Annotated in this window: 21 protein-coding genes; 11 read left to right on the forward strand and 10 right to left on the reverse strand. The window is 59.1% G+C overall.

Translation table 11 applies throughout. The annotated features are described in order from the left end of the window. Positions 1 to 269: 269 nt before the first annotated feature. A complete protein-coding gene (locus tag KBZ13_RS07035) occupies positions 270 to 1,598 on the forward strand; it encodes an AAA family ATPase (RefSeq protein ID WP_255007774.1) in 1,329 nt (442 codons plus the stop codon). A gap of 319 nt (positions 1,599 to 1,917) precedes the next feature. Here KBZ13_RS07035 and KBZ13_RS15720 read toward each other — a convergent pair whose 3' ends face one another. The 5 genes from KBZ13_RS15720 to KBZ13_RS07060 form a co-directional block, all read right to left on the reverse strand. Further along, positions 1,918 to 2,505, reverse strand: coding sequence for a pentapeptide repeat-containing protein (locus KBZ13_RS15720; protein WP_255007775.1), 588 nt, complete (start codon positions 2,503 to 2,505; stop codon positions 1,918 to 1,920). A gap of 966 nt (positions 2,506 to 3,471) precedes the next feature. Further along, a complete protein-coding gene (locus tag KBZ13_RS07045) occupies positions 3,472 to 4,062 on the reverse strand; it encodes a sigma-70 family RNA polymerase sigma factor (protein ID WP_255007782.1) in 591 nt (196 codons plus the stop codon). Between the two features lie 314 nt (positions 4,063 to 4,376). Beyond that, complete coding sequence (locus KBZ13_RS07050; protein ID WP_255007784.1) at positions 4,377 to 4,715, reverse strand: TfoX/Sxy family protein; 339 nt, start codon at positions 4,713 to 4,715, stop codon at positions 4,377 to 4,379. 1,707 nt (positions 4,716 to 6,422) lie between these two features. After that, positions 6,423 to 6,656 carry a hypothetical protein gene (locus KBZ13_RS07055; RefSeq protein WP_255007786.1) on the reverse strand — a complete coding sequence of 78 codons (234 nt, stop codon included), beginning with the start codon at positions 6,654 to 6,656 and terminating at the stop codon, positions 6,423 to 6,425. 122 nt (positions 6,657 to 6,778) lie between these two features. After that, a complete protein-coding gene (locus KBZ13_RS07060; RefSeq protein WP_255007788.1) occupies positions 6,779 to 7,891 on the reverse strand; it encodes a DMT family transporter in 1,113 nt (370 codons plus the stop codon). 548 nt (positions 7,892 to 8,439) lie between these two features. Here KBZ13_RS07060 and KBZ13_RS07065 point away from each other — a divergent pair. Next, positions 8,440 to 8,994 carry a phosphate-starvation-inducible PsiE family protein gene (locus KBZ13_RS07065; protein WP_261358906.1) on the forward strand — a complete coding sequence of 185 codons (555 nt, stop codon included), beginning with the start codon at positions 8,440 to 8,442 and terminating at the stop codon, positions 8,992 to 8,994. A 224-nt stretch (positions 8,995 to 9,218) separates the two neighbouring features. Here the strand turns inward: KBZ13_RS07065 and KBZ13_RS07070 are convergent, their stop codons facing one another. Beyond that, positions 9,219 to 11,195, reverse strand: coding sequence for a UvrD-helicase domain-containing protein (locus KBZ13_RS07070; RefSeq protein WP_255007789.1), 1,977 nt, complete (start codon positions 11,193 to 11,195; stop codon positions 9,219 to 9,221). 828 nt (positions 11,196 to 12,023) lie between these two features. Between KBZ13_RS07070 and KBZ13_RS07075 the strand changes: the two genes are divergently transcribed. The 5 genes from KBZ13_RS07075 to KBZ13_RS07095 all read left to right on the forward strand — a co-directional run bounded on the left by KBZ13_RS07075 (position 12,024) and on the right by KBZ13_RS07095 (position 15,581). Further along, positions 12,024 to 12,689: a hypothetical protein gene (locus tag KBZ13_RS07075; RefSeq protein WP_255007791.1), complete on the forward strand. Its 666-nt coding sequence runs from the start codon at positions 12,024 to 12,026 to the stop codon at positions 12,687 to 12,689. A 289-nt stretch (positions 12,690 to 12,978) separates the two neighbouring features. After that, positions 12,979 to 13,491: a hypothetical protein gene (locus KBZ13_RS07080; protein ID WP_255007792.1), complete on the forward strand. Its 513-nt coding sequence runs from the start codon at positions 12,979 to 12,981 to the stop codon at positions 13,489 to 13,491. Positions 13,492 to 13,646: 155 nt separating this feature from the next. Beyond that, complete coding sequence (locus KBZ13_RS07085) at positions 13,647 to 14,159, forward strand: hypothetical protein (protein WP_255007794.1); 513 nt, start codon at positions 13,647 to 13,649, stop codon at positions 14,157 to 14,159. After that, complete coding sequence (locus KBZ13_RS07090; protein WP_255007795.1) at positions 14,156 to 14,605, forward strand: hypothetical protein; 450 nt, start codon at positions 14,156 to 14,158, stop codon at positions 14,603 to 14,605. The genes KBZ13_RS07085 and KBZ13_RS07090 overlap by 4 nt, the downstream gene beginning before the upstream one ends. A gap of 190 nt (positions 14,606 to 14,795) precedes the next feature. Continuing rightward, entirely contained in the window at positions 14,796 to 15,581 is a 786-nt protein-coding gene (locus KBZ13_RS07095; protein WP_255007797.1) for a hypothetical protein, read from the forward strand. A 33-nt stretch (positions 15,582 to 15,614) separates the two neighbouring features. Here the strand turns inward: KBZ13_RS07095 and KBZ13_RS07100 are convergent, their stop codons facing one another. The 3 genes from KBZ13_RS07100 to KBZ13_RS07110 form a co-directional block, all read right to left on the reverse strand. After that, positions 15,615 to 15,986 (reverse strand): AbrB family transcriptional regulator, encoded by a 372-nt coding sequence (locus tag KBZ13_RS07100; protein WP_255007798.1) that lies wholly within the window; start codon positions 15,984 to 15,986, stop codon positions 15,615 to 15,617. 103 nt (positions 15,987 to 16,089) lie between these two features. Continuing rightward, entirely contained in the window at positions 16,090 to 16,560 is a 471-nt protein-coding gene (locus KBZ13_RS07105) for a tryptophan-rich sensory protein (protein WP_255007799.1), read from the reverse strand. 172 nt (positions 16,561 to 16,732) lie between these two features. Next, positions 16,733 to 17,104, reverse strand: coding sequence for an AbrB family transcriptional regulator (locus KBZ13_RS07110; protein ID WP_255007800.1), 372 nt, complete (start codon positions 17,102 to 17,104; stop codon positions 16,733 to 16,735). A gap of 222 nt (positions 17,105 to 17,326) precedes the next feature. Here KBZ13_RS07110 and KBZ13_RS07115 point away from each other — a divergent pair, with 222 nt between their 5' ends. Further along, complete coding sequence (locus tag KBZ13_RS07115) at positions 17,327 to 17,587, forward strand: hypothetical protein (protein WP_255008197.1); 261 nt, start codon at positions 17,327 to 17,329, stop codon at positions 17,585 to 17,587. Between the two features lie 386 nt (positions 17,588 to 17,973). Here the strand turns inward: KBZ13_RS07115 and KBZ13_RS07120 are convergent, their stop codons facing one another. Next, entirely contained in the window at positions 17,974 to 18,117 is a 144-nt protein-coding gene (locus KBZ13_RS07120; protein WP_255007801.1) for a chlorophyll a/b-binding protein, read from the reverse strand. A gap of 218 nt (positions 18,118 to 18,335) precedes the next feature. On the opposite strand from KBZ13_RS07120, the gene KBZ13_RS07125 reads away from it, so the two are divergent. The 3 genes from KBZ13_RS07125 to KBZ13_RS07135 all read left to right on the forward strand — a co-directional run bounded on the left by KBZ13_RS07125 (position 18,336) and on the right by KBZ13_RS07135 (position 20,027). Beyond that, positions 18,336 to 18,512: a hypothetical protein gene (locus KBZ13_RS07125; protein WP_255007802.1), complete on the forward strand. Its 177-nt coding sequence runs from the start codon at positions 18,336 to 18,338 to the stop codon at positions 18,510 to 18,512. Positions 18,513 to 19,129: 617 nt separating this feature from the next. Then, complete coding sequence (locus tag KBZ13_RS07130; RefSeq protein ID WP_255007803.1) at positions 19,130 to 19,480, forward strand: hypothetical protein; 351 nt, start codon at positions 19,130 to 19,132, stop codon at positions 19,478 to 19,480. Continuing rightward, positions 19,473 to 20,027 (forward strand): hypothetical protein, encoded by a 555-nt coding sequence (locus tag KBZ13_RS07135; protein WP_255007804.1) that lies wholly within the window; start codon positions 19,473 to 19,475, stop codon positions 20,025 to 20,027. Before KBZ13_RS07130 ends, KBZ13_RS07135 begins: the two co-directional genes overlap by 8 nt. Positions 20,028 to 20,088 lie beyond the last annotated feature (61 nt).

Below are 20,088 nucleotides of genomic sequence, written 5' to 3' on the forward strand. Positions count from 1 at the left end.
TAGCAGCGGCTGACTGAGGCCCATCGATGGGGCCCGGACAGCAGAAGGACGGAGTCTCAGCTATTCAGCTCAGGGGTCGATCCGCTGTGGCCAGGGGTTCGCTGCTCAATTGGCAACAAACTCCTAGCAGGGGCCTCGACACGACAACAGCTCTCCTGATTCTGCGTGAAATTGCTAGAGCACTGAAGCTTTCAGTCCCCCGAAGGGACATCGAAACGCTATTGGCTCAGGCCGACTGCAACCGGACCGCAGAAACTCCAGAGGCACTCATGGGCCTCGGCGTGACTGCAGCCGATCCAATCGTGACTAACGAGCCCGATTGGTTGCTGGAAGGTGTGGTTCCTCGGGGCGTTCTTACCCTGATGGTTGCTCCGCCGAAGGTCGGCAAGACCAGACTTGCCGTGGGTCTAGTGGCAGCCCTTCTTGGCAAGAAGGGCAGTTTCATTGACCGGGCAGTGACACCCATGACGCCGCCGCAGGTGATCATTTTTGGCCCAGATATGCCGGAGGCTGTCTGGATGACGATGCTCGGAAAGGCTGGCTTGTGTCAGCGAGACCATGAAGGCAACGAACGCTTGCAGGCTGGAATCACCCTCTTCCACGAGGGCAACTGCTTCCCACCGCACCAGAACGGCATCGATGCCATTCGGCGCATGGCCCTTGCCCAGCCTGGTTCGTTGATGATCGTCGACACCTTGCACTCGTTCTTCTGTCCGCTCAGGATCGGCGAAAGTTCTGTGAAGGTGGCCGAACCATTGCGAGCCCTATCCAAGGCGCTATTGGGCACGAACACCACGGGTTTGTTGCTTCACCACGTCAGCTACGCCACCGGTAGAAGCCGTGGCAGCTCTGCCATTCCTGCGGCTGCGTCCCAGATCGTGACCCTCAGTGAGCTCGGTGGGAGCTTGATCAAGCTGCACACCAAAGGCCGCCATGGCCCAGAGCAGAACATGACGATCAGGCTCAATGACGACGGGATCTTCGAATCAGGGAAGCGGGTCGAGGAGGAAGCGTTGGTCTTCAAGCTGGAAACAGCTGAAGATGAACTGCAACCCCGTGAACGTACCGCTTTACGTGCTCTACGCCGCCTGAGTCCGTCTTGCCCCAACGGCGTCACTGCGGCTGCGGTAGTTGCCGAGATTGGCCAAACCGGTGGTCCAGATGAATGCGTTGGTCGTCGACCCCTGAACCGATTGGTCCGGCATGGTTTAGCTACCTCCTGGAAGGCCAGCAATAGCCGTGCCATGGAGAACCGCTACCAGCCCGTCGTGATCGACGGCCTCTTCGGAGAACTCAACTCGGAGGACGCCGCCACCAACGCGGTGGTGACCGTTCAGCCCAAGGCGGTCGAGGTCACTGCCTCCACAGAGCCCTCCCAACCGTCCGAACTGGCCACGGGGGAAGGTGACGAGCCCGCGCCGACTGAAGCCCCCACCGTGCAGTCCCAGCACGCTGAGGGCCAGCCCCGCAGGAAGAGCAAGGCAGCCGCTACACCTGAGCAGACAGGGCACGCCCCGGCAGAGGTGGTCGGCCTGGGCGGGGCCAACGACAACGTTGGCCCCGCCGTAACTGCAGCCCCTGTTGCCCAGGAGGTCTGATCCCCACCAGACACCCCTGAACCCGAGCCCTTGGTCGTTGACCAGGGGCTTTTTTCTGGTGCGGACGTCGAGTCGAAGACGACATCACCCGCCCAACGTCTACTGGTGTCGGGGTAAAGAACCAGTTGCTTCCCCTAGAAGCAAGTCTAATTGCGCTGGCCTGACCAGCTAAGGGTGGAAACCCAGCCACACCAATGGTTCTCCTGCTCTCCGACCGTTGCTGCCCAGCCTCGAACCTACCCCCGGTGGTGGCAGCTGCGGTGAAGGGCCAGCCGGCAAGGCTGGCAGGCTCTGGTGTCCCCGGCGTGTGCCATTGAGCTCACTTTCTCAGCCCACAGCCCACATTCGTTACGCTTCCGTTGGGGCAGGTTGTCCGACTGAATTGGGCACCCTTGAGATCGGCACCGCTGAGGTCAGCCCAGAGCAAGTTGGTTTTACTGAGATCGGCCCCAGCGAACTCGCTCCCTCTGAGGTCTGTCCCGGTGAGGTCTGCCCCCTGTAGATCAGCGTTGGTGAACTTGGTTCCAACAAAACTGGTCCTGCTGAGGTTGGCACCTGCAAGATCAAATCCGGTGAGGTCAGCACCAGCAAGCACTGGGAACTTAACTTCTCGGAGAAACTGAAACACCATGCTTCTGCGCTGGGGACCAAGTGGACTATGGCCAGAGAGTTGGGTCAAGGCCGTCAGTGTCAGAGCACGCGCAATTGAATTTGCCTCTGTTCCTTCCTGCCTAGCCTGCTGGGAAACTCTGGCGTCTAGAAGTATGGTCTTCATCTCTGATGTGTATTCTCTCAGGACAGTATCTTTTCTCTCCTCTGTTGCAATATCTCGCTGACGAACCTCACTGACGTGATTAAAAAGAAGTCCTCCTGCTGCAATCACCACTGGAACGGAGATGGAAGCCACCGCATCCAACCCTCCCCTGCCTGACTTCTCACCTAGCCCCGACCACCGCCACAGTGCCGTCAGCGGCGCAAGACATGAGGGGTTCGAAAGCTCTTGCTCAGCTTGCTGTTGGTTTTCTGACTCCGTTTGCCAGGGGTGGATCCTGCTGATGAGGTGTGCCCTTGCCATGATCTTCCGCTTGTCGGGCGTATGCCGTGACGATGTTTGGCTTGATCTACCAAGGAGACCCCATAGCCCAAGCTTCGGTTCCTGGTCCGGTTGCGGGGATTCAGCCACGGAAGTCGATCACTTGCTTGGATGCTAAATCAGCTCTCTGAAGGATCTCAATCAAATGCATGGTGCTTTCTGGCAAGCACCTCAACCGAAAGCTCTGAACCGAGACCTTGTGTTGCAGCATCATCACCTCCTTTTCTATCGATAACCGTTCAGCTTTAGGAGTGTCACGTTGACTTCTTTCGTTCCGATCAGGATATTTATCTTCAGGCTGCCGCAGGTTCAAGCTGCTACTCACCTTGGGTGAGCTGTGTGTGATGCGCCTGAACCAAGAACAACATGCCGCGTTTCGTCCAAAGGTTGGCCTGTAGCTCAGTGGCTTGTCAGCTCCTGGGAGAGGGCCAGGATGATCTTGTGAAGGTGCTCAATGCGAGCCACCAGATCAGCCATGCGTTCCGGTGGGGTGCCCGGAGCTTGAATCTCTCGGGAGATCTCCCCCATTCGGTGCCGCAACTCCGCGCAACGGGCAACACGAGGGTCCGGTTCAGTCACACCTGTTGTTGCGACCAGGAAAGTCAAGCTAGATCAGCTGGTTGGTCGGCTTGAACACAACCAGCACCAGCCTGCAGGCAGTGCCGCTCTTAACAGCTCATGCTGCGGCGTTTTGCTTGGCAGGAGCGTTCACAGACCAACGACTTCCGAGCTGGCAGCTGCAGTGAAGGGCCAGCCGTTGGAAGGCTGGCCCGTCGGCCGTCAGGCCGTGACCTGTTCCCGCAGCGTGGCCAGGGCCTTTTTACGGGCCCGGCAGACCGTCATGGGGCTGAGGCCCAGCTGCGCCGCTGCCTGACGGAGGGACAAGCCTTCCAGCACGGTCAGACGCAGGCTGGCAGCTTGCGCAGCGGGCAGTTGGTCCACCAGGGTGTCGAGCGTGGCAGCGAGCTGCGGGTCGGTGGGTGCCGTGTCAGGTGCCGCCAGTTGATCGAGCAACATGGTGGGCTGCCCACCCAACGGTGCATCGAGGCTGGTGTGGCCGTAGGCGTGGGTACCGAGCTCGTGCTGACGCCGGGATACCCGGACCAGACGGGAACGATCCCGGAGGTAGTGGCTCAAAGCCCCCTGGATGCAGTGCCGCAGGTACGGGACAGGATTGTCGTGTGCAGCGTCAAGACGGCTGACGGCGCGGACGAGCTCCAGGCGGGCCACCTGCTGAGCATCATCCCGTTCGATCAGGCCGCTGTACTGGCGGTGGAAACAACCGCCGATCGTGTCAGCGAGGGCCAGGTGGTCGAGCACCAATTGGTCACGGTGCCGTTGGGGGGATTGGGAGGCAACTGAGCGTGCCATGGGTGGGTCTGTGTAGGACCCTTACCCGCCTGCAGCCCGACAACCGCTGCCGTCCAGGGTGCTGCCAGCACAACGCTTGCCCTTGACGGCAGTGGTGAGCTACCACCGACTAGAAAACAAACCAGTGGCGTGCGGGCTGCAGGGTGTAGAGGGCCGAGCACCCACCCGTGGCCTACGGGGCTGACGACCCCCCCCCACCACCGTGAGCAGCAGCCTGGTGGCTACGAGCCGTTGAGCCAGCAGCCACCGCTTCTTGAGTCCGCCCGGGGCTCGATCGACGGACGGCTCTGGTGGCTACCGCTGGTCCGGGGCCGTTAGCTCAACTTGGTTTGCAGCTTGGTCTTCGGTTTTGGCAGCGGTAGCTCCTGGGCAGTAGCCACCAGCAGCTGCTGGAGTGCCGCGGGGGTTTCAATCTCATCCCGCACCCGGAAGTACGGCTTAGCCCCTGGGTATGGCGGTAGCTCAACTGGGGTACCAAGGATCTGCCGGCCTGCTGCGGTGGGTTTCACGTACAGATCGTTGTCACAGACCAAAGCCACTACTTTCCCCGCCAGGTACAAGGCGTATTCCCCAAACATCTTCCGCTGCGTCAGCTCACCGGGGAGGTTCACTTGCTCACAGATGTAGGTGACCGTGTCTGGATCAGTGGCCACAGGGGACATCCGTAGTCGTTTGATCTTGGGTCCCAGGTGCTGGTCCCTGCAACTGCTCGGGGGGCAGCACTGGCAGGCCAGCAGCACCGTGCAACCTGAGCTGCACCCCCCCGAACCCACCCCGTAGCAATCCCCCCCCCGTAGGGGGGGAGCTGTCGGGGGGGGGGAGCAGGTTGTGGTGCGGGTTCACCGCTGCCGCTGCCGGCATTCCGCTTCGTATTCACGGCACAGGAACCACAGGTCAACACGCCACCGCAGGAGACGCAGCTGGTGCTGGAGACGTTGGTACAGGGTTGGTACGGCCACGGAGCAGCGGTGGAGAACGCCACCCCATCAGCCAGACCGCACGCCATTCGTGCCCAGAAACAAATGTGCGGTCTGGCTAAAATCGGGGTGGTGTGACGCCGATGCGTAGTCCGTACCAACCACGGTGACAACCAACACCAGTGGACGGCTACCGGCGTAAGACGTTAACGAGTTGTACAGCTACGAACGGCATAGGTAGGGCTGTCAGTGGCTTTCGTGTATGCCACAAGCGCCAAGGTACATACTTTGACCTGGCCTGAGGGGCTTGTGATCGTGGCCTTGCCATCTAGGCAGCGGTAGCGTGGTCCAGTGTCCTGGCAGGAGTTCAAGCCTGTGAAAACGATCTTGGAGCCACTGCTCCATTGAACGTCATTCAGATAGCTGGCGTAGCCCTGCGGTGAGGGCTTAAAAGGTAACGACTGAGCTCTTGCCCCTTGCGGTGTCAGAAGAAACCCAAGCATGACGCCTGCAATGGAAAGGGACAGACAATTGAATCCTGATCGTGGCATCATCTTTATCTGATGTGGACTGGTTGCCATGGTAGGTGCATTCGGACCTGGTGAATTGGCAGCTTTTGTCTCTTCCCTGATCTCAGCCACTCCTCTTGTCAAAGCTCCCTCCAGCAAGGAGGCCACTGGGTTGGATCACCATGGCGGCTACCAGCCAGGGCCACTAGGTGGTCAACACAGGCCACTAGGGTTGACGTCAACCAGCTGACGGCTACCGGTGGTAGCAGTGACCAGGGCAGCTGGCAGCGTGTGGTGCCCAGTGCCGGGTGGCACCAGGCACCTGCGGCAGAGCTCAAGTAGCCCAATCCAACGGCAGGTCGTCGGGGAGCTCGTCGATTTGCTGCTCGTCCAGCCAGTGGTCACCGCAGGACCAGGAATCCCAACCGGAACCAATCAGGGACGGGACGTCTGCAGGGTCTGGCTCTGACCAGTCACCGGCAGCGGCGGCAGTAGCCCAGGCATCAATGACAGCGTCGAGCTGGGGTGCACCTGGGGATGGTTGAGCCTTGGTGGCCAGGTACCAGCGGTGGGCCTGGACTGTGAAGCGGTGGGTAGTAGCAACGGCAAACCACCCGCAGGCCAGTGCGTGGGCCAGCAAGGTGGTCAGGATCGTGGTCGGTGTAGTGGTCGGCTCCATTGGGGGCACGGCAAGAACACCGTTCCCCCCCACCGGCTACAACGTCTCAGGCCAGGGTGCCGCCCGGCACACCGCGTAGCCCTTGCCGGACGTTGTCCCCACCCTGGCAACTGCCAGCTGGTGGGGTGCCGGTGGACCATGGGAGGTGTGGGGTCGTGTCCACCAAGAGCCGTCGGTGTGGCCCCAGGCCGATCAGTCCTGCTGGCCAGCCAAGTCTTCAGGGCAGATCAGATCAGCTGCTTGTCGGGCCGAGGCCTACCTGGTCATGCGGACCCGGGCCCGCGCCGTAGGCATTAAAACGCTCGCACATTTCCCTTCAAGACCGGTTGAGGTCTCCAGCGTGAAATTGGGCTGATCACCACTACCACCTGCAAGACCATGATCCGCGTTCACGTTGCAGACCACCAGGAAGCAGCCGCTGTTTGGCGGTCCCTCCAGCAGCAGGAAACCATTCAACGCGTGGCCCTGCACCTTGACGGCCAGGGGCACCTCTGGAATCTGTCCAGAGCCAATGACGGCCATTGGGCAACTGACCCGCCCAGGCCCAGTGCAATGCCTGAAATGATGCCTTAGGCCCGACAAAGCCTGCCTTTCGTCTGTATTGACGATGCTCAACCGCCATGGCCGTGACGGTGATGCACATCACTGACGTGGGGGTGCTCATGCTCAATCGGTGCGTGTTGATGCTCATGGGCATGCCAGTACGCCCGCTCAGGATTACCAGCTGACGGGTTATCGGCAGGGTGGTCGTGGCTGTGGTGCGGGTCTCCGGCAGCCGGATCGTGCCTGTGACGGTGGGCATGCCAGAACTCAGCGTGCCGGTGCCAGTGGGCATGGTCTTCCTTCAGCAGCACGGCCACACCGAGCAGCATCAAGACTGCAGCCATGGTCAAGCCAAGGGTGAAAGCTTCACCCAGCACCAACACGGAGAACAGCAATCCCACGAACGGAGCCGTTGCAAACACCACGGATTCCCGAGCTGCACCCAGGTGGCGTAGGGCTATCAGATCCAGCCAAATTGAGAAGCCGTACCCCACCGCGCCAATGGCCAGCACTGCCAGCAACGAGTTCCACGCTGGCAGTGGCTGACCCGCACCGAGGGCCAGAATCAGCATCGGAGCTGACGCCCCAATGGCTTTCAACAGGGCAACCTGGATGGGGTTGCGCAGGCTGAGGCGTTGGCTGAGGTTGTTGTCGATCCCCCAAGCCAGGCAGGCACCGCCGATCAACAGGGTGCCGAGAAGGTTTGCACTGTTCAAGGAGCCGTCGGTGAGCAGCACAGCACCGGTGAGGATCAGAACGGCAGCAATCAGCCCCCTGCGGCTGAGGTGTTCACGACCAATCAGCACGGCAATCAGCAACGTGAACACTGCTTCCAGGTTCAGCAGCAGCGAGGCAGATCCCGCAGACAGCAGGGTGAGGCCCTGGACCAAGCAAAGTGGACCAATCATCCCTCCACAAACAGTGAGCCCAAGGAGCATGGGAAGGTCACTCCGCTGAACCGGTGATTCTTCCTGTTGATGGCGTACAAACCCACGCACCACCAGCAGCCCGAACGAGGCTCCGGCGTAAAGCAGTGCCGCAATCATCAGTGGGGAGGCAGCACTGCTGATTACGCTGATCAAGGGAGCACTGATGCCAAAGAGCAAGGCGGCCAGCAAGCCGGCAGTCAGCCCCCACCGCTGTGGGGTATCCCTGGCCTTGGGAGCATGATCGTGGTCCATGGCTTCAGCTCAGCCCAACCACCAGTTTGCTGGAGGGCTGCAACCAGTCACTGAAACTGACGTCCTTGCCCAGAGCACAGGATGGGTGAGGCTCTCAGCTGTCATCAAGCCACTGTGCAGACCAAACTCCATGGGGTTTCAAGAATTCGTCTTCTGCGCCGAAGGCAACTTTCCGCTCAATCTGCAACGGGTCCGCCGCTCGGATCGACTTCTCCTTTCTCTCTCGCTCATTCTCTCACCAAACGGAGCTCGAACGCCTCAAACAACAGTCGGGCCTAACGCATCAACCATCTGGCAGCACTTTGCATGATCAGATCAAGCCCCATCAGACGTTAGCTCCCTAAGTAATGCTCCAGTCCGAAATCAAGCAAGAAGAGGCAGCAAACTGCACGACATTGCGTTGATCAATTCGATAGCTCATTCTTTCCCTGATGCCACGGCCTCCAGGATTTGCCGTGTTCTTCAACACCAAGGGCAATGCTGAGTTCCTCATATTTGGTTCGACCTTTCAGCCTTTCAATAGGCTGTGCCTCAGCTTCGGGGTCGACATGCAAGACACCACAACCTTTACTTTTCCTGCCCATAACCCAGACGGCCAGCCAGCAGCCGCTACGTCATCTCCTGGCAACCAGAGAGTGCCCTGGTACCAGCAGTTCCGGCGAACTCAGATTGTTCAGACCCTCGAGGCCGTGCAGGACCTGATTGCCGTAGCACTCTGCGTGGGGCTGTTCTGCGTAATGGTGTTGGAGATGAAAGTGATCTTTACCGAGCTGCTCACAACCGCTGAATTCCACGGGATCACTGCCGACATTTTGTTCATTCTGATCTTGGTGGAATTGTTCCGGTTGCTGATCATTTACCTCCAGGAGCAAAGGGTCTCGATCACGGTGTCGGTTGAAGTTGCAATCGTGTCAGTGCTGCGGGAGGTGATCGTGCGTGGAGTACTTGAAACCGACTGGCACCAGACGTTGGCGGTGTGCTTGTTCTTGGCCACGATGGCAGGCCTGTTGGTCGTGAGAGTCTGGTTACCACCGACGTTCGTTGGGGTTGACCCGGAATCAAGAATGTCCCCTAAGCCCATGACAGGGCAGGAGCATTCCTAGTGGGCCTCGGCTTGATGGAAGGGTTGGGCGTTACTACCACGACGTACGTCAGCGTTTCTGGTGACGTGTGCCCGCGTGCGGCGGGAACCCTGACGATTCACTCTCTCTCCCCCCTCTTCTTTCTGGATCACTCGCGGCTGGGACGCCTCCCCCCTGCAAGTGTTCCCCTACGGCTTCAAGCGGCCGGTAGCACCTCCCGTGCCCAGCTCAAGCCCTGGCGGACGTCAATCCCCAACGTGTTGCACCAGCCCCACGTCGAGGAGGTACCGCAGCACCAGGTACCCCGTCGAACCGAGCTGGTGTTCAGCCAAGAAGGCTTCCACCGCAGCTACGGGTTCCACAGACACCAGCCGTAGCGTCGACAGTTCTGTCAGGAGCCAACCCCAATCCAACGCGGGGTAGCGGTAGTCGTAGTGGTTGACCACGGCTCGGACGAGGTCGGCATCCAGTACACCTAGTACCCATTGCCGACTGGTTGCCTCAACACCACCAGCAGCAACCGCAGCAGTGGGGCCAACAGCCTGCACAGCAGCACCAGCATGGTCAGCGGTCACTACCGCACCAGCAGCTGCACCGTGGGTATCCACCGGCAGCCGCACGGGTCTTGCCGTCACCTTCGGAGGCACTGGGGCACGCTCCAGCTGGACGTAGTCCGGGTAGGCCGCCGTAAAGGCCGCCAAGTCAGCAAACATTGGATCACCCCACTGCGGGGCCACACAGGTGTGCTCGGCACGGGTGAGAGCCACGTACCGCAGATTGAGCTCCTCAACCGGCAACACCAGGGCCCCACGGAATCCTGTTGGTCCCCAAAGCTGGGGGGACAGAGTCGGGCCGTAGTCCCAACAAGCTGGGTAGTCAGTTGCACGCACCGACGATGCAGGCTCAGGCACGAAGACCACTGCAGGAAAATCGTCTGCCAGTTCCACCCGGCCGAATTCCAACCCTTTGGATTTGTGGGCCGTGGCCACGGCAACGTCAGCAGCAGCAGCGGTGTCGACTGCCAGGGTCTGCAGTTGGTGGATCTCCCCGGGGATTTCCCGCCAATTACGGTGCCGTTCGAGCAGACCTAACCAGGCCAGGAGATCACGGGAGTCCTGTTCGTGTGCGTAGGCCTCCAGTGCCGCGTAGCTCTGGAACCCGCGCAAAAACGGATCCTTCACGTCAGCAGTGGCTCCAACCCGTAGGCAGCAGACCTCCAGCAGCAGATCCAACCGGTAACCGCTGATCCCGCCTACGAAATGGATGCGTTTGTGCTGGGTGACGAGTTCAACAGCGTGGGTGTACACCGCAGCGTTCCCACGGGCCAAGAACGCCGTCGTGCCCGTGGGTGCACCACGCCGTCCCCCGACCAGCTCACGGGTCTCCCGCTTGACCGACAGCAACCGGTTGGCGTCAGCTGCAATTCCAGCCCCAAAGCGGAAGCTTTCGGTGAGGTGCAGCAGTTGCCCGAGACCGGCGTCAGCCATGGCGTTAGTGGCGTACCGGAAGCTGTAGATCGACTGGTGCGGGTCTCCCACGAAGACTTTCGTGGCGGGTTGCCCCAGCACGACGGCCAACGTCACCGGATTGGAATCCTGGGCTTCGTCGAACAGGATCGTGTCGTACGGCAGTTGGGGACGGGTCAATTGGTAGACCTTTAAGTACCCCTCGTGAGTCATCGGCAGCCCGTGACCGGAATCCAGCTGCAACCGCCACAGCCGCTCCGCAGCCGCTAGGGCCACGGCGTTTTGCCGGGTCTGGTGCTGAGCAGCAAAGGCAACGAACTCCTCTGCAGCCGAGCAGTGCCATTGCACCAGCAGCTTGAGTGCCAGTGCGGCTTGCCCGAGTTCACCTGGTTCTTGGGGGTTGAGTCCCAGTGCCTTGGCGGCCTCGTCTGGTCGGACAGCACCCCGCAGCTTGTGCTGGTACCGCCGACCGACAGCCTTGAAAGCAAGGGCATGGATCGTTGAGCAAGACACGTTGGCCGGGAATTTGCTGCCAGCCGCAGCTGCAATCGAGCGGTTGAAGGCCAGGTACAACATCCGCTTTGCGGGGCGGGCCAGGGCATACGCCTGCAGCACCGTGGTCTTGCCGGTGCCGGCAAAAGCCAGCACCCGGAGGTCACCGTTGGCGTCCACAACGGCCTGTTGTTCGTCCGTTAGTGGCGGCGGTGCGTGCGTTGGCAGCCGCCGGAGCAATTGTGTGGCGCGTGTGGTCGTCATGGTTAGTAGATCAATGGGACAGGGCATGGTTTTCGAGCCACCCGTTCCCCTGCTGGGTGTCAGCTGCCGTGACTCCAGGGCAGCGGGGGATTAAGTCATTCCCAAAGGGGGGTGGGTGGTCAGAAACCACAAAATGACCCCCTTTTCAGGGGGGCAAAAAATCTTGAAAGTCAGGAGTCGAACCCACAACACATGGCCTGTTTCCCCAGCAACCAACGGGGACAATCGTTCCGGGCTGGGAACTAGCCCCCGCGGGAAATGCCTGCTCAGCCGCTAACCCCTTTAGCCGCAACATTTCTAAGCCCCACTAACCATCACCCCTTGCCATTCTATACACTTTGTGCTTACACTGTTTGAGTGGACCTCCACAGGTCACACCACCAGCACTGACAACACCGACACCACCAACCCGCACGACGCCAGCTACCAAAACACATACCTCCCGCCGAACCGCAACCACCCAACGACGTAGCCCATAACTCTCTCAGCCACCACAACCTTCCAACCACAGCCATACCCACAACACCTGACCCACACTGATCTCTGCCTGGAGTGCAGAACATCACTGGTCGGGCTGCAGGCACACGCGAGCCGCGTCAGTGGTGATTGCTTTGCTGTGCCTGAGAGCAGGACCCAGATCAATACTCCATTACCAATTCATTCCACTCACTCCACCCACCACTCACTACTCCACTGCTACCACTACCCACCACACCCACCACCACCGCATCTTTTTACCTGCTCGTTTTTCTTTTTTCCTTTTTTCCCACTTCCCAACCCACCACCAACCACCACCACGCCCCGTGCGTCCCTGTCCCCTGTCCCCCCGTGTCGTACCGCTTCCACCAGACCAACACCAGCCCGCAACGCCAGGCCACCAGGGACTACCTGCAGTCGTACTTGGTCGACGGGTACCAACCTCGGTACCTCGTCACCCTGCATTACCGGTCACCCGCTGACGCCAATTGGGGCTCCAACCCCGCTGCCAGCACCTGGCAACAAACACCCGCGTACAACTACTACACCCGCCGTAGAAACGACTACGACGCGGTCTCCCAGGACGCCACACACCTCAGGAATCTCCTGTTGGCCCGGTATTACCACGTGCCCACTCCCCGCCACTTGCGGCGGCTCGCCAGCCGCAACCGTGCCGCCGGTCACCCACCCCAGCCGTTGGTGCTGGTGTTCCACGAGCTCGGGTCCTTGCGTACCCAGTACCACTCACATCTGCTGCTGCCCCACCCACCCGGCACGGACCACACCGCGGGGTCACTCACCAGGGATCTCAACCACCACCTGCCGGCCCGAGCCAAATGCCTGTCCTGGCGGGGGATTCACGTGCGTGGCATTGCTGGCGGTACCGCTGCTTGTACTGCAGCAGACCTGGTCGGGGTGCTCGAACACCCGACTGCTGCTTTCTCGGTGGATTACCTCACCAAAGAAACCACGGGCCAGCACTTTTCGTTTGACCCAGTGGCGTCAGCTTTCACCTGAGCCCACCCCCGGCAGCGGTTTGTAGAGACTCCCCTGTTTCCCCTGTTTCCCCAGTTGGCCGCCTGGTTACCCACCCCTGGCTCCGTTTGCTACGACTGACCTGCGGGGCCGTGCAGACTGCCTTTGGTAAAAGGGGAATAGGGGAGCAGGGGAATCCAGAAACCCCAACTACGACACAGCAAGCACCTCCAGTGGTCCTGTTGGTTGTGCTTCTTGACCAGCTGGGCCACCCGCAATCTCTGCCAGCACGCAATGGTGATGGCACCATGGAACAGCTAGCCGCAGGCCAATGAAGAACTACGCCTTCCTCTTACTGATGGCTTTTGCATTGGTGGCCTCCCCCTTGCATGGCCATGCCAAGGAAACAGTCAACCTGCTGACCACCAAGCAAGTCCAGCAGCTCATCCGTTTACCAATACCAGTGGTGGTCCCGGTTGATACACCCGTTAGTTTTCGTGTGACTCGGGTTGACGCTGAGACAGGCAAGTACGCCAATGGTGACGACGACTCGGGTTACAACATCGACTACCGCAATAACAGCCAAACTTGCTTTACCGTGGCCTCTAGCCAGTCAGGTCCTCGTGGCCTGCAGCAGGTTGGACAGGTAGCAACCGCGTTTGGGAGGATCAAGATCTACACCGAATCCCCTAGCCCAGCGGGTGCCAACAATTTCGCTGCTTTCATTCCAGTGGTGGGCAATCCTCTGCTGCTTACGCCTGGTTATGGAAAGCCCGACTGCAAGTCACTTGGCCAGGCAGAGTTCGAACGAGTTCTGCGGTCAATTGTGGTTCTGAAGAAGTAGCTGCCCAGGCGGTGCTGACGCCTGAGTGGTGCTGATAGAAACCGCTAAAGTGATGTCATGATCCTCCTCACATGCACCGCTGAAGACTTGTTGTCGCTGATGGCAGCTTCGTCCTGGTTGTATGTTCATAAGCACTTGCCCACCGAGCTCCTGAAATGACGACTTCAAAGAAGGGGACACTCAATGAGGTCGGCATGGCAGGAGAGTTCCATGTCCTAGCTCAGCTACTCCAGCGTGGATACAGTGCCCATCCCACTCTTGGTAACACGAAGGGGATGGACATCCTCGTTGTTGATCAGGAGACAGGCCACATGCTTAAGGTGGAGGTCAAAACCGCATCCGACGCCATGCGGGCTCCCACCAAGCGCCTCTGGTGGTGTTGGACTCTTTCCAGCAGAGCTGAGCAGATCGGAGCCCCGAATCTCGTCTACTGTTTCGTCCATCTGGGTGAAGTCGGCACCCTACCCCGCTTTTTTTTGGTGCCCAGTGAGGTGGTCGCGGAGCAATGCTCTCGAGAGCATCGTGAATGGATTGCCGCTGGGCCAGAGGATAGGCGGACAACTCGAACGGACACCGCTATCCGCAATTTCTGGTTCTACAACGATGAAAACAATTATGAGAACAATTGGGAGGTCCTGCGGTGCAAGCTGGAGGACCGCACCGCATGAATGCGCCCCCATGGCTGCTTGAACAGACAAACCAAGCCGTCTACACTAAGTGGCTGTTCCGCAAGGCCGCTGCTCTGCACAGGCGTGACAAGAAGCGTGGTAGCAAGTCCACTCGTGCTGAGTATGTTCAAGCCATCCATAAGGCTGTTGTCAAATCTAACGGTGTCGATCATTGGACTGGCGAAAGACTTCACTGGAACCTGATCGGGACTTACGACAACACGGAATCGAAGAAAGGCCGTAGTGCCTACAAGCGGGATTTCAATCTGCTACCCACGATCGACCACCGCATTGCCAATGCCGAGCCAGACTTTGTGATCTGCGGGTGGGGGATGAATGATGCCAAGCACGACATGACTCCGCACCAGATGTACGAGCTATGTCAGGCCTTTATCAAGCACAATCGAGACAACCCCGACTGCGTAGCTCAGGAGTCGAGGTCTTGAGCACGTTCGCCCATGCCCAGCAGCAATTCGCGCTTCAGCTACCCCACACCGAAACGGCCAGACGGTTGCGGAAGCTGTACGAATCCGCGACAGATCCAAAAGAACGCGAAATGATTGGGTGGAGCTTTGAGTCAGTCATGGTGACATGCCCCTTAGGTGAGGTTGGACAGATGCGGGAGGCTTGGGAGGGATGTTGATTCGCTATACCGCTACCAGCAACCTTGGCACCATTGATACCGTCGACCTATACCACCAGCTCGCTGATGGCGTGCCGTGCAGCCCAGGTTCAATTCGACCTGAGTTTGTTCTCTACCAGGACAAGAACTTAAAGGCAGTGTGGGCGCCGTTTGACCACATCAACAGCAGCGCCAGGATTGCACTTGTAGGCATCACTCCTGGCTGGACACAGGCACAGACCGCTTATTCCGTTGCCAAGCAGGCACTCGCGGAAGGTTTGGACTACAGCACAGCTTGCAAACAAGCCCACTCACAGGCAGCTTTTGTTGGGTCGATGCGGACAAATCTAGTCAAGATGCTTGATCAGCTCGGGGTCAACAAGGCGTTCAACATCCAGACCACCGGTGACATTCTCGGGAAGCCTGATCCCCGCGTGCATGCAACATCCGCGTTGCGTTACCCCGTGTTTTGCCACAAGAGCAGGGAGTGGAAGAACTACGGGGGGCATCAGCCAGACGCACTCAGCATTGGTTTCTTTCAGACCATGCTGGACACGCTGCTAACAGAAGAACTTGCCTCGCTGCCTGCCGGGTTGTTGATTGTGCCCCTGGGGATTGCTGTTGAACGGTTCGTCAACTACGCCCTGCGTGACCGCCAACTGCATGCCACGATCTTGCAGGGCTTTCCCCATCCATCAGGCGCCAACACAGGCAGGCCCGCCCAATTCGAGGCCAACAGGGAAGCGTTAAGCCATGCGGTTGCCGATTGGAAGGAATCGTCCTTGATGCAATCAACCTGAGCTCACAAATAATGTAGCTTCAGTCTTGTGAGCTCACTCCTCCTCGTCGGTGGCACCCAAAGGCACCAGGCGGATCTGCTTCTTGCCCAGCTTGATTTCAAACTCGTCCCCAGGCTTCAGGTCGAGGAGTGACGTGTAGGCCTTACCCACCATGAGGTTGCCGTTGAACTGGACTTTGGTGGCATAAGAAAGGTTCCGACCAGCCTTGCTTGCCAGTTGGCCGGCCTTGTCACCAAAGCTCGTGCCCTTGGCGGCCAGCAGTGCTTCGTAGAACGCGGTGTAGTTCAAGCGTTCGGTGCCGTTTTTCTTGGCAGTGACGTACCCAGTGGCCCTGACCAGGACCGACTTGCTGGCCTCTCCCAGTTCTTTGATCTTGGCCAGGAGCTCCGTACCGGTCAATGCCATGGCAAGTGCAACACGTTCAGCACAAGCTACACCGTCACTTCCGCCCCTAAAAGCTCGTAGTTCCTCCTCGGCTGCTGCAAGGTTGCGACTGAATATGACCCGCTCAACTGTTGAGTCCGCGCATCTGCCAGTACACCACTGTTTCAACCGGACTCCACAGGAGGTAGGGGAACAGCAACCAGCCAGACACCGCTGCATCTATTCCAACCGCATCCACCAGCGTCACCGCCAGCACCCACCCCACAACACCTAGAACCACACCGCACAAGAGCCGCCGGGTATAGCCGATCAGCCACGTGCGTCCCACCAGAACCAGCAGTAATCCCGCATACCCAACCATCAACCCCCAACTCCGACTGGCCTCCCAGCACAGCAATGCTGACGCGTACCAGCAGGCATAGATCCCAAGCCAGATCAAGGGGATCCAACGCTCGAAGCTCAGCCAAGCAGGCCGATGCAGACGCAGATACCAATCAGCATCCACCCGCGACAGCCGCAGGGCCCAGAAAACAGCACCCATTACAGCCAGGATCACCAACCAGGCAGGCAAGGGCATCGTTTCCGCGGGTTTCATCAGCTTGGCTGATTCACCCCACCTTTGCTGCTGCTCGACAGTACCCACACCAGCCGTGTGCAAAGGACAGGCAAGCGGCGGCACCCTGCTTCCCCGAACGGGTAGGCCAGCACGTGCAACTGGACTGACCTACCCGCTTAGTGGTGTGTCTTTCGTCAAGCCACCTGGCCGATCAATCCTCTTCGTCAGTGGAACCCACGGGGACCAGTCGAATCTGCTTGCGGCCGAGTTTGATTTCAAACTCGTCCCCAGCCTCCAAGCCCAGCAGTGCGGTGTAAGCCTTGCCGATCAGGAGATTGCCGTTGCCTTGCACGGTGGCCACGTAGCTCAGCTTGCGGCCACCTTTGCCCACGGAACCACCACCATTGGTGCCCAGAGACACCCCCTTGGCTTCCAGGAGAGCTTCATAGAACGCCGTGAAGTTCAGCCGCTCGGACCCGTCTTTCTTGGTCGAGACGTAGCCCGCTGCCCTGACGAGATCAGACTTGCTCACGTCACCGAGCTCTTTGACTTTGGCGAGCAGATCAGGTCCGGTGAGTGCCATTGGAGAGTCGATCGTTGTAACCCACAACGTACCGGATGGTCCGGAGGGCACCAGTACCTATTCCAACTGCTTTGTACTTGATCGGTGTCAGCGAATCCTTCCGACCCAGGTGTTACAGGGCATGAACCCGAAAAAGCTGATGGTGGTTGGGGCCGCCGCTTGACTGGAAAGCGGTGCTACTGAGGAAATTCCCTAGGGTTTGAGCACTTGCTCACCCACCCAGTGCAGAAGCTACTCCTCAGTCTGGCCACTGTGCTCCTGGGCCTTCCACTGCTGATCCCTGACACAGCATGGGCTCAGAAGCGGATTCCCAAACTCCCGGGCAACGACCAATGTCCACTGGGGTATGTGAATGACCTGAAGCAGCATTGCAATTCACCCATCTACTACCAGGTGAAGCCGACCTATGGAAAGCCCTGTGACTCGGGATGGATGAACATTGGGGCGGGCTACTGCAAAAAGAAAACCCTGTGGATTTTCTGATCCCCTCGGCTCGGTGAGTCACCCAGGGTTCACATCCCTTGCACTGGCTAGAGGTGGAACGGTAGGTCAATGACGAGGCTGACGACGTACCGCCGTGGGCACTGACGAACCATCCGCTCCCCTAGGAAAGGACCACTGCTGGGGATCACGTCCGTGGAGCGGTTGCAGCAAAAAACCCCTGGGTAGAAGCCCAGGGGTTGCTTGGTTTCGTACCGGTAGTGGATCCCCCGCACAGCAGGGTGAACCAGCCAGCAAGCGTTGGGATCAACGGGAGCTGGCTGGTAGATCAGAGGGACGTGAAACCACGTAGGTCACCATGCCCGTGAGCATCACGACAACCGTGATCAGGCCGGTGATGGCCGCTGAGTAATCAGTTGACATCAGGTTCAACCGAGACCGATCTGGGAGAGGATGCCTTGGCCGGTGAGCAGTTCGGTGCCCAGGCCGATCACGAAGCCGAGCATGGCCAGGCGGCCATTCCAGGTTTCAGCGAAAGCTACGAAACCAAAGCGGGCAGTGGAATCAGTCATGGCTGCAACGAGTTGTTACACACCCATTGTAACAGGTTGTAACGGGGTTTTCGGCTGAGCCGCCGGCCAAGGCAGCCCCCTAAGGCCGGCGTGGCAAGGACTGTGTCCCGCGGCACATTTCGGTGTAATCAGCTACAGACAGCTCGGCATTTGGTGACTTCAAACCTGACTACGGTCCAGTGGCGGATCATCCGTCCGCATTTTACCGAGCATTCCCAATGGCCAAAGCCACCACCAGCCCCGCCCGTGAACAAGCTCTCCGGGACTCCTTGCGCGTCCGTTACGCCGCCGCTGCTGCCGCCGGCAACAACGACATGAAGCTCGCCCTCAACCACGAAGCCACCTACCTCGGCATTCAGCTCAACCAGGTCATCGGCTCAACCGGCAACAACTGAAGCCGGCGCCTGCTCCAGGGACGTTTTCAGACGTTGATAGGTGGGTGGTGTGGTCTCCCACGCCATCCAGCCTTGGACATGGCCAACAGTCGGGGGGTAGCCGTCGACAGAACGACCTGCGACATCGTGTCAGTAGGCAACCGCTTGCAGCAGCAAAATTACGCTAAAAATTACGCTATTTCTGCTAGCGGAGATTAATAAACCCAGTCACAGCAAGGTTTTTGGGCAGGTTAGGTATGCCTTACAAGCAGGATGTCGCTGGTTCGAAACCGGCATCGGGCATGGCAAGAATTCATGCGCCATTCCAGGGGCTGCCCTGGATGGTTCCAGGAGGTGCAGCGGGATCGGGTTGGTTACGTGGGTCGTGAGCAGCGATCTCCCTCCACGGCCGAATGAGTCACCTGCTCCAGCTCTGAGGCAACGACAGAGGGGAGCATCGTGTGAAAGGCCTGAGCCAGGCTGCGAGCCAAAGTCAGGAAGGCTGCCTACGGGTTGTCTTGTCATGGCAGACGAGGCATGGATGCCCTATTCACAGCCCATCAAAGCACCCCTTTATGGGGTAGTCTAACTCAGGTCTTGAGTTATGCGACTCATTAATGGTGTGCCTGGATCCCGCCATGAACCCTGTGCTTGAAGCGATCTTTGGCAACCGCACGGCGGCATGGGTTCTGCTCTTCCTGCAGTGCTACGGCGAAGGCCATGCCCTGCGCATCGCCAAGACGTTCGGCTTTGGGTTGAACATGACCCAGCGCCAGCTGAAGCGCCTGGAGGAAGAGGGTGTGCTGGTGAGCCGGTTGGTGGGGAACATCCGGCTGTTTGCCTTCAATGATCGAAATCCAACCGTGCGCAATCTCAGGGAATTGCTGGAAGCTGAGCTCAAGCTGCTTCCCGCGGCGCAGGTTCAGCAGTATTTCCGCCAACGGCAACGGCCGCGCCAGTCGGGAAAGGTGCTCATCAACCATGGTTGAGATCACCGAAGCCACCAGCATCGAGGAGCTGGCCGTGATCCTCAGCGAGGCCTTGGAGGCAGCAGGGATCATCGCTACCTTGTCGGGTGGTGGGGCGGTATCGATCTACAGCAACAACCAATACATGAGCCATGACCTGGATTTCGTGACTTCAGCGGACCCCAAGAATTTGCTGAAGGCGATCGCTCCCTTGGGCTTCGCCCAGGGTTCTTCCAAGCGACTTTATGAACATCCCCGTACCGAGTGGCTGGTTGAGTTCCCCGCTGGGCCCCTTGGATTTGGAGAACTTTATGTTACCGACCCCAGAACGATCGACGTATTTCAGAGCGAGCATGGGGCCTTACGGGTGATCACGCCAACCCTTTGCGTGATCGACCGGTTAGCGGCTTACTTCCATCACTGTGACCGCCAATGCTGGGATCAAGCCGTCATGGTTTGCAGGAGCCATTCGATTGACTGGGATGCCATTGCCGACTGGGCAAGAAACGAGAAACCGAAGTTTGAAGAGGTAGAGAGATTGCGTGTAGAGGTAGATTCTTCATCGTGACGATCGCAGAAGGGTCACGGCCCTCATTGACCGAAAGACCATGACGGCGATGAGGGAAATC

It is taken from the genome of Cyanobium sp. ATX 6F1 (genome assembly GCF_024346315.1).
Taxonomy (GTDB): domain Bacteria; phylum Cyanobacteriota; class Cyanobacteriia; order PCC-6307; family Cyanobiaceae; genus ATX-6F1.